Below are 12,143 nucleotides of genomic sequence, written 5' to 3'. Positions count from 1 at the left end.
CCCATACAGCCATGACTCGTTTCTTACTGATCGCCCTTTGCGCGTTTATTGCCAGTTCTGTGGCACAGACACAGGCACAGACCCCTGCATCAACTGGATTTAGAATCGAAGGGCGCATTCGTGGGCTACGCGACACCACCATTACACTGGCGCATTACTTCGGTCATAACCAGTACATTCCAAAAGGCACGGCCCGCATTGATAGCAACGGCCGGTTTGTGCTCGAGGGTAAAAACCCCTTGCCCGGTGGGTTATACATCGTGATTCCACCCACGAAAAAGCAACGCTATATTGAACTGGTGCTGGGTACGTCTCAACTGTTTTCGTTTGAAACGGATACCACCAACTACACGACAACCATGCGTGTGACCGGGTCGACCGACAACGAAGTATTCTACGCGTACCAGAAGCAGATGAGCACGCTGGCCGATGAAGGTAAAGCGCTGGAAATTCAGGCGCAGTTCAGGCCCGATAAGGTAACCCAGCTCAACCTCCGTCGGCAGTCAATAGAACTACAGGGGCGGGTTACACAACTTCAAAAGCAGTATATGGCCATGAGCGACTCGCTGTTTGTGCCCAGACTGCTCCGGGCCATGAAAGACCCCGACGTACCGGCCGCTCCCAGCCTCAAGAACGGTAAAACCGACTCTACCTTTCAGTTTGCCTATTACAAAAATCACTACTGGGATAACTTCGACTTTTCGGACGAACGACTGGTTCGAACGCCAATTTTTCAGCGAAAAATTGACCGTTATTTGCAGGAAATGACTTCGCCTCAGGTTGATTCGCTGATTAAAAGCGCCGACTTTATTGTCGCCAAAGCGCGGGCTAGCCGGGAAATGCTGTCGTACGCTATCTGGTACATCACCAGCCAGTATGAGCGTCCCCGCGTAATGGGCACCGATGGGCTTTTTGTGCACATGGCCGAGGCTTATTACCTCTCGGGAGTGATGCCTTCGTCCGATCCCGCTACGGTCGACAACATTCGCAAGCGCATGGAAACCTTGAAACCGCTGCTGGTTGGGAAGCCTTTTCCTGCCCTGTCGGTCAGTGACACACTGCGTCGGCCGGTTGAGTTGAAAACCGTACAAGCGGATTACACGGTCCTGTTTTTCTATGACCCTACCTGCGTACACTGCCGCGAGTCGATGCCCGCGCTAAAACAGTTTGCGACCGATACCGTGAAAAGTAAAGGCGTTCAGTTTTGTGCCATTGCCGTCGATAACAGCCCGGATGCCTGGCAGAAATTTATCCGCGATTATGGCATTCAGCAATGGATAAACGGATACGATTTTACCTTCCGAACAGACTACCGGAAGCAGTATGATGTGCTGAAAACCCCGACAGTATATGTGCTCGATAAAGACAAAACCATTCTGGCACGTGCCCTGCCCGCCGAGCAGGTTGGTGATTTTATCCAGTTTCAGCGTCGCCTGACCCAGCAACTAGCAACCCGCAAATAGACATTTAGGCTGCAAAAAAGAGGTTTTAGACAGGATTAACAGGAGGAACAGGATTTTTAGTAGAAATAAATCCTGTTCCTCCTGTTAATCCTGTCTAAAACCTCTTTTTTGCGGCATGAAACACATCTTCGTCAGCTTGCTTCTGCTGGCCGTTGCCTTGCCCGCAATGGCTCAATCCACCTCATCCAAACCCACGCTTACCGTCGAGACCATCATGCAGGACCCCCGGCAGTGGGTCGGTACGTCGCCGTCGGGCGTGTTCTGGAGTGATGATTCCCGCACCATTTATTTCGATTGGAACCCCACCAAAGCACTGGGCGACTCACTGTACAAAATCGTACTGCCCGGTGGAAAGTACATTCCGTCGACGAAGCCCGTTAAAGTGTCGATCGATGAACGGCGTAGCCTGACGCCTGCCAACGCGGATTATAACCGGTCCAGAACACTCCGTTTATACGCCAAATACGGCGATCTGTTTCTGCTCGACCGGCAAACCGGCAAGGTACGTACCTTAACGAATACCGTTGACCGGGAAAGCAATCCCGTATTCTCGGGTGATGAAAAGGCGGTGCTATTTACGCGGGCCAGCAACCTCTACCGCATCGACCTGGCTACCGGCCTGACCGAACAGCTTACCAATTTCGACCCCGGTGCCAAACGCCCGACGCCCAGCAGTACCAGTCAGGAATCGTGGCTGAAACGCGATCAGTTAGCGTTGTTCGACGTGTTGAAAGAGCGAAAAGCCAAACGCGACGAAGCCGAACGCACCACCAAATCCGAACAACCCCGCCGCCCTAAAACCATTTATACCGATGGCAAATCGGTGATGAACGCCAGCCTGAGCCCCGACGGGCGGGTGGTTACCTACGCGCTGATGAAAGCAGCCACGGGGGCGAAATCGACCATCGTTCCCAGCTTCGTAACTGAATCGGGCTTTACCGAAGATTTGCCCGCCCGCACTAAAGTAGGGGCACCCTTGTCGGCGGTTGAGTTCATGGTGTACGACATTGCCCGCGATACCGCACTCACCGTTAGCCTGGCCAGCCTGCCCGGCATCACCGACAAACCCGATTACCTGATGCCAAGTGCCGTGACCAGCACATCGGCCACTGTGGCGGGCCGAACCACGATCGCTTCGGCCGAAAAAACGCCAACAGACACGACCCGTAAACTGGCTTCGGAACTGAAAAAATCGGCAAATCGCCCGGTGTACGTGAGCGCGCCCGTCTGGGCTGAAGGACCCACCGCCCGCTACGCCGTAGTGGTGGTTCGGGCAGTCGACAATAAAGATCGCTGGCTGATGTTGCTCGACACCGAAAAACCCACGGCGTTGAAACTCCTTGACCGTCAGCGCGATGAAGCCTGGATTGGTGGGCCGGGTATTGGCGGTGGTTTCTCGGCAGGTACGTTGGGCTGGCTCGATGACCAGACTATCTATTACCAGTCGGAGGTAGATGGCTACTCGCACCTGTACGCAATGAACGTGCTGACGGGGCAACGTACCCAGCTAACGAAGGGGAAATTTGAGGTGCAACAGGTGGTGTTGTCGGCTGATAAAAAAACGTTTTTTCTAACCACCAATGAGTTGCACCCCGGCGAACAACATCTGTACCGGATGGCCGTGACCGGTGGAGAACGTACCCAGCTCACAACCATGACCGGTGCCAACGACGCCACGCTTTCGCCCGATGAGTCGCAGATCGTCGTTCGCTATTCGGGCATTACCAAACCCTGGGAACTGTATTTGATGAGTACGGGCCAGAAAGCCGCATTAACGGCATCGGCTAAAAAGAAGGCGGCGACAACCAATGTGGTTCCGAACGTACCTGTTCAACTGACAACCAGTACAACCGATGGTTTTCGGGCGTATCCGTGGCGGACGGCCGAGGTGGTAACGATTCCCGCGCGTGATGGCCAGCCGATCTACGCCCGAATCTATAAACCAACGCCCGATGCCCCCGTCAAAGCGAATGGAAAGGCCGTTGTATTCGTGCATGGGGCGGGTTACCTACAGAACGCGCACAAGTGGTGGAGCCAGTATTTCCGGGAATACATGTTTCATAACCTGCTGGTTGATAAGGGATACACAGTGCTCGATATTGATTACCGGGGCTCTGCCGGTTATGGCCGCGACTGGCGGACCGGCATTTACCGCTACATGGGTGGTAAAGACCTCACCGACCACGTAGATGCGGCCGACTGGCTGGTGAAAAATCATGGCGTCGATGCCAAACGGATCGGCATCTACGGCGGTTCATACGGCGGCTTTATTACCCTGATGGGCATGTTCACAACGCCCGATGTGTTTAAAGCTGGTGCCGCCCTGCGCCCCGTTACCGACTGGGCCGCCTACAACCACGGCTATACGAGCAATATCCTGAACGAGCCGTACGCCGACACGCTGGCCTACCGCCGTTCGTCGCCCATCTACCACGCCGCCGGTCTGAAAGGTCACCTGCTTATCTGCCACGGCATGGTCGATGTAAACGTTCATTTCCAGGATGCCGTCCGCCTGACCCAACGGTTGATTGAACTGAAAAAAGAAAACTGGGAGCTAGCTCCGTACCCGGTCGAAGATCACGGTTTCGTAGAACCAACCAGTTGGATGGACGAATACAAGCGCATCCTGAAACTGTTCGACGAGCGGTTGTAATGAATTTTAATGGATTCATAACCCAACTTTCATAACCATCTGCGTGACGACCGGTTTTTATGACAGATTGAATGTCAACATTCACCAGGAACACAACGATTATGAAAAAGACCCTCATGCTAATGGCGTTGATAGCCACAACGCTGACCTTCGCTCAGGCGCAGGACGTAAAAGAAAACGCAAAAGCAACAGGCCGTCAGGCCAAGCGCACCATGAACGCCGCCGGTGATAAAATCGACCGGGAAGCCGGACAGGCTAAGCAGGATATAAAGGCTGATGCCAAAGACGCTAAAGCCAAAACGAAGCACGCCACCAACAAGGCGCTCGATAAGACGGATAAAGGCTTGAAAAAGGCCGAGAAAAAAATGGATAGCAGTCGGTAGTTAATTCCTGCTCTTCTGCCAAAAAGGCCGCCACTGCATGAGTGGTGGCCTTTTTTGTAGCTATCCGCCCGGCTGGGCACTCAATGGGGTACGCCTGACGTTGACAAACAACGAAACCCCTGTTTACTTTGTCATCATGACTCAACACCTCACTGTTTTGCTCTTCGGCATTACCCGCGACCTGGTTGGCCAAAGCCGCTTGTCGGTTCCGCTGGCCAAAGGTGGCCGGGTAGCTGATTTGTTAACACTGCTCAACACGCAATATCCGGCGCTTACCGGCGTAAAATCGGTGCTGGTAGCCGTCAACAGCGAATACGCCGACCCTGATACGTTGCTAAATCCGTCCGACGAGATCGCGCTGATTCCACCCGTAAGCGGAGGGTAGGGCGGGGTCAATTATCAGTTATCAATGAACAATGGCTCTGCTCAGGTACGTCCTTCAGCGGAGCCATTGTTCATTGATAACTGATAATTGTTCATTGATAATTGGTAATTGTCTATTGATAACTGTTCCCTGTAATGATTGCCCTTACCGCAGACCCTATCGACTTCAGCTCCGCCTATCATTATCTGCAAACCGACGAAGCCGGCGCGATCGACTTTTTCTTTGGTGTTGTTCGTAACAACACGCAGCAACGCTCGGTAAACCAGCTTGATTATGAGGCATATGGCCCGATGGCTATTCGCGAAATGCAGAAAATTGCCGACCAGGCCTGTGCGCGTTGGCCCGTGCTGAAATACGTGATCATCCACCGTACAGGCGTGCTCCGCATTGGCGAAATGGCCGTGTTGATTGGTGTCGCCACGCCTCACCGTGATGCCGCCTTCGAGGCCACTCGCTACATCATCGACACCATCAAACAGACGGTTCCTATCTGGAAAAAAGAGCTGTTTGCCGACGGTGAAGTGTGGGTGAATGCAACGCCATAAAGTGAGTTTTCTGTTGCTTTGCCATTAGTAGCGCAACAGAAAACAGCAGACTCATTTAAGTACGTACCTGCCTTCGATCGGGAAGTGGTCGGAGTAGGGCAGGTCGCGGTGTACGGCAAAGTCAAGTACCTGAAAACGGGGATCGTAAAACTGATTGTCGATCCGGATGGTACGCGGCGCCCGATTTAGTGTGAAGCCAAATCCATGACCCGCATCTTCGAAGGCATTGGACAGGCGGCGGCGGAGTCGTTCGTAGACCACGCTATACGGCGTATCGTTGAAATCGCCCGTCACAATCACCGGATACGGACTTTGGGCGATGCGTTCTTCTACCAGACGTACCTCGCCCTGTCGGGATTTGAACCCCGCTTTGAGTGCGCCCAATACCGTCCGGGTCTCCGCTTTGACCCCCGACATTTCCTTTTCCTCGAATACACGACGTACCCGGATGCCCATCGATTGCAGGTGGACGTTGATAATCCGAATGGTATCGTTATCTACTTTGATGTCGGTCCAGACCATGCCGTTGAACGAATTGAAAACCTGACTACCCTGGTCAATGATTGGATACCGGGAGAAGGTCGCCACGCCGATGTAGCCGGTTTCGGCCGGGTGAAGCAGTGCGGTATAGCGATACCCGGCCTGTTCCAGGCGTGATACCATCTGAAACGTAGGTGTCTGATTACCAGTATAAAACTCCTGGAAACACTTGACAGGAGCCGGGTGCTTCACCACCCAGTCGGTTAGTAACCGTGACTCGCGGGGCTCCCGATGCGGCGTTTTGTCGAAATACTTATCCAGGTCAAACACCGACACGTTGTAGCTGAGCAGGGTAAACGCGTTCCTGCCGGTTAAGTCTGGCTGGGCGGTGTGAATCGAGAGTGTTCGCGGGAGCAGCCAATAGCCCAGCACCAGGCCAATAACCGAGAGTGTACTGCGCCAGGGTCTGGTAAAGAGCCAGAAAAGGCCCAGCAAAATCAGCAGAAGCCAGGCGATGGGCAGCGTGATCATGAACATACTGGCCAGCCAGTGCTCGAGCGGAAGCCGACCCAGCAGGTAGTAGATAAGCAGCGTGTAGAAGAACACACCGATGTGTAGCGACCAGATCAGCGACCTGCCGATAAAGGCTAAAAACTGGCCGATACGCGTTTGTAAGGACATGTAGTAATGGGTGATGACGCCGCGAAAGTACAACATCAGCCGTGCCCTGCCAGCCTTAGCGGGTTGCTTTTCGCTGAATAACGCCTTATCTTTGCGCCACTTAGCGACATCAGACAGGATCAGCAAAGGGAGTTTTACTCCCTTTTTTCTTTGGAAAACCCCGTGAACGACACCGCACGCATCGAAACACTTTTGCAGCCGTATCTAAACGATGGCGAGTACTATATTGTTGATATTCAGGTAGCTGGCAAGCAGGGTGGGTTATTGAAAGTAACCGTTCTGATTGACTCCGACGAAGGAATGACCATCGAAGCCTGCGCCCGAATTAGCCGGGCACTCGGTAATCAGATGGATGAAGTGGACTTTTTTGGTGATTCGCCCTTTAATCTGGAAGTTTCATCGCCCGGAGTCGATTTCCCGCTTACCCAACCCCGGCAGTTTACCAAAAATGTGGGCCGGTTACTGAAAGTGCAGGTGCTTAATGGTCCTTTATTAATCGGTAAACTGGAGTCAGTCGATGAGCAGGGTATCGTTCTCGATGTGCCACCGGCCAAAATCAGTAAAACGAAGCGCAAGGCATTGACTGAACTACCCCCCGAAGGTATACAGACGATACCGTACGAGTCGATCCAGAAAGCCACTGTTGAGATTCAATTTTAAGCAATGACTAAATACATGAGGGGTACGTTCTGCCGCGCATAATCGCCCCTCAGCCAACCCGATACGCCAAATGAATAGCGGACAGTTAATCGAATCGTTTGCAGAATTTGCCCGGTCAAAAAATATTGACCGACCCACCATGATCGCCATTCTGGAAGAAGTCTTCCGGACCATGATTCGTAAGAAATACGAGACCGATGCCAACTTCGACGTGATTATCAACGCCGAAAGTGGTGATCTTGAAATGTGGCGCACCCGCGAAATCGTTGACGATAACTCAGAGGATATCTGGGATTATGATAAAATTCCCCTCGCCGAAGCCCGTCGTATTCAGGACGACTTTGAGGTGGGGGAACAAGTGGCCGAAGAGGTTAAGTTAGAAGACTTTGGGCGTCGGGTAGTACAAACGGCCCGCCAGACGCTCATTCAGCGTGTTAAAGATTTAGAAAAAGAACTGCTGTACCAGAAATACAAAGACCAGGTTGGCGACCTGATTTCGGCTGAAGTGTACCAACTTCTGAAAGGCGAAATTATTCTGGTAGATGGAGAAAACAACGAGTTGAGTTTGCCCCGTAGTGAGCAGATTCCAAGAGATCGCTACCGCAAAGGCGACGCCGTAAAGGCAGTTATTCACCGGGTAGACATGAATAATGGTACACCCAAGATTATTCTGTCACGCACGTCACCGGTTTTCCTCGAACGACTGTTCGAAACGGAGATTCCGGAAATTTATGACGGCGTCATTTCAATTCGCCGCATTGTACGCGAACCAGGTGAACGGGCTAAAGTGGCCGTTGAATCCTATGACGATCGTATTGACCCCGTTGGGGCCTGCGTGGGCATGAAAGGGGTTCGTATTCACAGTATCGTGCGCGAATTGGGCAATGAGAATATCGATGTGATTAACTACACCGAAAATCTTGAGCTGTTCATCAGCCGGGCACTTAGTCCTGCTAAAGTGAGTTCGATGACTATCGACAAAGACGCGGGTCGGGTGGCTGTTTATCTGAAGCCCGATCAGGTGTCACTTGCTATTGGCAAAGGCGGTCAGAACATTAAGTTGGCTGGCCGGTTAGTCAATCTGGAACTGGACGTGTACCGGGAAACCGACGGGCAGGAAGACGATGAAGACGTTGACCTGATGGAATTCAAAGACGAAATCGACGAATGGATCGTTGAGGAATTCCGCCGTGTGGGTCTGGATACGGCCAAGAGTGTGCTGGCCCTGAGTCGGGAAGAACTGGTTCGCCGTACTGACCTGGAAGAAGATACCGTTGAGGATATTCTGACGATTCTGCGGCAGGAATTTGAGTAAAAAAAAGTCCAAAGTTTGAGGTTTAAGGTTCAAAGTTGCCCTGCCAATTAACCAAATTGGTAACTGGCAAAGCAACCTTGAACCTTGAACCTCAAACTTTGGACCCCTTAATTGGGATTATAATCCGTTAAACGTTGTTATCACTGTATAAACAACCATTAATTTTGTCGGGTCTAAACCGAACGTATGGCAGAAGATAAATCAATGCGCCTGAGCCAAGTGGCAAAAATTCTCAACAAAGGATTGTCCTCTGTTGCGAGTACGCTATCTGCCAAGGGGTTCAAGGTGGAAATAAACCCTAATACCAAAATCAACACTGAACAGTTGGAGGTATTAGCGAAGGAATTTAAAGCAAGCGATCTCCTGAACGGGACCCGCAAATCGGCTGAAGCAACTGCACCGGCCGAGGCGCACCGTGAGGCACCGGCCCGTCGGGATGATGACTACCTGCCGCGCTACTCGCGTGATGAGCAGGCACGCCCAACTGCAGTTGAGGGTACCAAAACAGAACCTGCAAAACCTACTCCGCAACCGGCACAGCGTGAAGCTGCCCCGGCGTCAGGTCTGCCCGGCCTGACGGTTGTAGGCAAAATTGATCTCAATGCGCCCCGGCCCGCGCCACCCGTTCAGGCCGAACGCACTGTAGCTCCCACCAAAGCGCCCGAAGCACCGAAACCCCCTGTGGTTCCCGCTCCTGAAGCCAAAGTGCCCGCACCGGCCAGCGTGCCGGTTCAGGTTGCTACGCCTGTGGCTACTCCCCAACCGGTAGCACCGGCTCCGAAGCCTGTTGAAACGCCGGCACCCGTTCCTGCCCCAGTGGCAGTTGCGAAGCCCGTTGAGCCCGCGCCGGTATCAACGCCTGCTCCGGTGGTTGCACCAACGCCTAAACCAGTTGAAAACCGGCAGCCTGAACGCCCCAAACCAGCGCAGGAAGCACCTAAAGCTGTTGAGACACCTCGGCCTGCTCCAACGCCAGCCCCCGCTGCTCCGGTAGCCGCCGCTCCGAAAGCACCTGAACCACCCAAAGTGGAAACACCAGTTGAAGAGCCTGCCCGCCCGGTAGAAACGATCCGGGCCGAAGGAAGTGTGCAGTTGAAGGGATTGACCGTTAAAGGAACAATTGACCTTACGCAGTTTAACCGCCCTCAGGGTGGTGGATCGGCCAGTCGTGATAAAAAAGGGAAACGGAAACGGATTCCCAATGCCAATGATCGCCGTCCGGGGCAGGGTCAGCCCAACCAGGGTGGCCAACCGCAGGCAGGTGGTCAGGGCCAAGTGAATGCCCCTCGTAATGATCGGGACGGACAGCCACGCGGCGACCGTCCGGGCTATCAGGGCGGTGACCGTAATCAGGCTCAGGGCGACCGTACTAACCAGAATCGTCCTGCTCAAGGCCAGGGACAAGGCACTGGTAACAATACCAATACGAACCGGCCCAACACGGCTGCTCCCGCTGGAGGAGGGACAAATCAGAATCGCCCGGCCACAGGTCAGGGGGGCGGTAATAACCAGGGACGTAACAGCAACGGACCACGCCCCGGAGGTGGTAACGATAAGAAACGTGGTGGCGATCGCCGCGACGTACCTACCAAGCAGGAAGTATCAGCCAACATTCGGGCTACCAATGCCCGGATGACAGGTGGTAACACCCGCACAAACCGGGGTGCCGACCGTCGTCGCGACCGTCGTAGCCAGCGTGAAGAAGATCGCCGTCTGTTGACTGAACAAGAGGAACTGGAAGCAAAAACGCTGAAGGTAACCGAGTTCGTTTCGGCAAACGATCTGTCATCGCTGATGGACGTATCGATTAACGAGGTTATTTCAGTTTGTTTGAGTGCCGGTATGTTCGTGTCGATCAACCAGCGCCTCGATGCGGAAGCCATTACCTTCATTGCCGACGAATTTGGGTTTGATATCCAGTTCGTGTCGGCCGAAGAGGAAACGGAAGCAAGTCTGGACGAAACACCTGATGCCGCTGAAGATCTGCAACTGCGTGCGCCGATTGTTACGATCATGGGCCACGTTGACCACGGTAAAACATCATTGCTCGACTATATCCGTCGCGCCAAAGTGGCCGCCGGTGAAGCGGGTGGCATCACCCAGCACATTGGTGCCTACAGCGTGAAAACGGAAGATGGCCGGATGGTAACCTTCCTTGACACACCGGGTCACGAAGCCTTTACGGCCATGCGTGCACGGGGTGCGAAGGTCACCGACGTAGTTATCATCGTGATTGCCGCTGACGATAGCATCATGCCTCAGACGCGCGAAGCCATCAACCACGCACAAGTGGCTAACGTACCTATCGTATTTGCTTTCTCGAAAGTAGATAAGCCGGGTGCCGATGCCGAGAAAATCCGTAACGAACTGGCTCAGATGAACCTGCTCGTTGAAGATTGGGGCGGTAAATACCAGTCGCAGGAAATTTCATCGAAATCAGGTCTTGGTATCGACGAATTACTGGAGAAAGTGCTTCTGGAGGCTGAAGTTCTTGAACTGAAAGCCAACCCGGCCCGTCGCGCTACGGGTACAGTAGTGGAAGCAACCCTTGACAAAGGTCGTGGGTACGTTACAACCGTACTGGTTCAGAACGGTACGCTCCGTCAGGGCGACATTATGCTGGTAGGTGCTCACTATGGCCGTATCCGGGCCATGACCAATGACCGGGGCGAACGGATTAAAGAAGCAGGGCCGTCACAACCGGTACAGATTCTTGGTCTGCCCGGCGCTCCGCAGGCTGGCGACAAGTTCAACGTGATGGAAACGGACCGTGAGGCCCGCGAAATTGCGAACAAACGCGAGCAACTGTTGCGCGAGCAAACATTGCGTACCCGCAAGCACATTACACTGGAAGAGATTGGTCGTCGGAAAGCGATTGGTTCATTCAAAGAGCTGAACGTGATTGTGAAAGGTGACGTAGATGGTTCGGTTGAAGCCCTGTCTGATTCGTTGCTGCAACTGTCGACGGGTGAGGTTCAGGTGAACATCATTCACAAGGCGGTAGGTCAGATTTCTGAATCAGATGTCTTGCTTGCTTCCACTGCCGACGCGATCATCATCGGTTTCCAGGTACGTCCTTCGTCGAATGCCCGCAAGCTTGCTGAGCAGGAGCAGATTGAAATTCGGATGTACTCGATCATCTACGATGCTATCAATGAAATCAAAGATGCTATGGAAGGCCTGTTGGCCCCAACGCAGGAAGAGGTCATTACCGGCAACATCGAAGTGCGCGAGGTATTCAAGATCAGCAAGATTGGTACGGTGGCAGGTTGCTACGTAACCGATGGCACCGTGAAACGGAGCCACAAAATCCGGATTATCCGCGACTTCATCGTCATTCATACGGGCGAAATCAGCGCGCTGAAACGTTATAAAGACGATGTCAGCGAAGTGCGTACCGGTTACGAGTGTGGTCTGAGTATCAAAGGGTTCAACGACATTGAAGTTGGCGATGTAATCGAAGGCTTCGAAATGAAAGAAGTGAAACGGACGCTGGCCTAGTCAGATCCGGTTCGTTTATCCATTAATTAGTATTCATATAAAATACCCGGCTTACTGAAAAGCCGGGTATTTTTTTT

General features: G+C 53.1%; 9 protein-coding genes. 8 read left to right on the top strand and 1 reads right to left on the bottom strand.

The features are described from left to right. The first annotated feature begins 11 nt into the window (after positions 1-11). The 5 genes from ACFE8Q_RS18425 to ACFE8Q_RS18405 all read left to right on the top strand — a co-directional run bounded on the left by ACFE8Q_RS18425 (position 12) and on the right by ACFE8Q_RS18405 (position 5,429). Positions 12-1,463 (top strand): thioredoxin-like domain-containing protein, encoded by a 1,452-nt coding sequence (locus ACFE8Q_RS18425; RefSeq protein ID WP_375446898.1) that lies wholly within the window; start codon positions 12-14, stop codon positions 1,461-1,463. 115 nt (positions 1,464-1,578) lie between these two features. Then, a complete protein-coding gene (locus ACFE8Q_RS18420) occupies positions 1,579-4,116 on the top strand; it encodes a prolyl oligopeptidase family serine peptidase (protein ID WP_375446897.1) in 2,538 nt (845 codons plus the stop codon). Between the two features lie 101 nt (positions 4,117-4,217). Then, a complete protein-coding gene (locus tag ACFE8Q_RS18415) occupies positions 4,218-4,499 on the top strand; it encodes a hypothetical protein (protein ID WP_375446896.1) in 282 nt (93 codons plus the stop codon). A 136-nt stretch (positions 4,500-4,635) separates the two neighbouring features. Then, positions 4,636-4,884 carry a MoaD/ThiS family protein gene (locus ACFE8Q_RS18410; RefSeq protein ID WP_375446895.1) on the top strand — a complete coding sequence of 83 codons (249 nt, stop codon included), beginning with the start codon at positions 4,636-4,638 and terminating at the stop codon, positions 4,882-4,884. 134 nt (positions 4,885-5,018) lie between these two features. Next, positions 5,019-5,429 carry a molybdenum cofactor biosynthesis protein MoaE gene (locus ACFE8Q_RS18405; protein WP_375446894.1) on the top strand — a complete coding sequence of 137 codons (411 nt, stop codon included), beginning with the start codon at positions 5,019-5,021 and terminating at the stop codon, positions 5,427-5,429. Positions 5,430-5,480: 51 nt separating this feature from the next. Here ACFE8Q_RS18405 and ACFE8Q_RS18400 read toward each other — a convergent pair whose 3' ends face one another. Continuing rightward, positions 5,481-6,590: an endonuclease/exonuclease/phosphatase family protein gene (locus ACFE8Q_RS18400; protein WP_375446893.1), complete on the bottom strand. Its 1,110-nt coding sequence runs from the start codon at positions 6,588-6,590 to the stop codon at positions 5,481-5,483. Between the two features lie 150 nt (positions 6,591-6,740). Here ACFE8Q_RS18400 and rimP point away from each other — a divergent pair, with 150 nt between their 5' ends. From rimP to infB, 3 genes are all read left to right on the top strand, one after another. Then, positions 6,741-7,250 carry a ribosome maturation factor RimP gene (gene rimP / locus ACFE8Q_RS18395; protein WP_375446892.1) on the top strand — a complete coding sequence of 170 codons (510 nt, stop codon included), beginning with the start codon at positions 6,741-6,743 and terminating at the stop codon, positions 7,248-7,250. Between the two features lie 70 nt (positions 7,251-7,320). Further along, positions 7,321-8,565, top strand: coding sequence for a transcription termination factor NusA (nusA, locus tag ACFE8Q_RS18390; protein ID WP_375446891.1), 1,245 nt, complete (start codon positions 7,321-7,323; stop codon positions 8,563-8,565). 186 nt (positions 8,566-8,751) lie between these two features. Continuing rightward, positions 8,752-12,066, top strand: coding sequence for a translation initiation factor IF-2 (infB, locus tag ACFE8Q_RS18385; RefSeq protein WP_375446890.1), 3,315 nt, complete (start codon positions 8,752-8,754; stop codon positions 12,064-12,066). The last annotated feature ends 77 nt before the right edge of the window (positions 12,067-12,143 follow it).

The organism is uncultured Fibrella sp., from assembly GCF_964250085.1.
Taxonomy (GTDB): domain Bacteria; phylum Bacteroidota; class Bacteroidia; order Cytophagales; family Spirosomataceae; genus Fibrella.
This window is presented reverse-complemented; position numbering and strand designations above follow the sequence as displayed.

Coding starts and splice junctions, on each gene's coding strand:
- ACFE8Q_RS18425 (WP_375446898.1), top strand. CDS start 12: ATGACTCGTTTCTTACTGATCGCCCTTTGCGCGTTTATTGCCAGTTCT.
- ACFE8Q_RS18420 (WP_375446897.1), top strand. CDS start 1,579: ATGAAACACATCTTCGTCAGCTTGCTTCTGCTGGCCGTTGCCTTGCCC.
- ACFE8Q_RS18415 (WP_375446896.1), top strand. CDS start 4,218: ATGAAAAAGACCCTCATGCTAATGGCGTTGATAGCCACAACGCTGACC.
- ACFE8Q_RS18410 (WP_375446895.1), top strand. CDS start 4,636: ATGACTCAACACCTCACTGTTTTGCTCTTCGGCATTACCCGCGACCTG.
- ACFE8Q_RS18405 (WP_375446894.1), top strand. CDS start 5,019: ATGATTGCCCTTACCGCAGACCCTATCGACTTCAGCTCCGCCTATCAT.
- ACFE8Q_RS18400 (WP_375446893.1), bottom strand. CDS start 6,590: ATGTCCTTACAAACGCGTATCGGCCAGTTTTTAGCCTTTATCGGCAGG.
- nusA (WP_375446891.1), top strand. CDS start 7,321: ATGAATAGCGGACAGTTAATCGAATCGTTTGCAGAATTTGCCCGGTCA.
- infB (WP_375446890.1), top strand. CDS start 8,752: ATGGCAGAAGATAAATCAATGCGCCTGAGCCAAGTGGCAAAAATTCTC.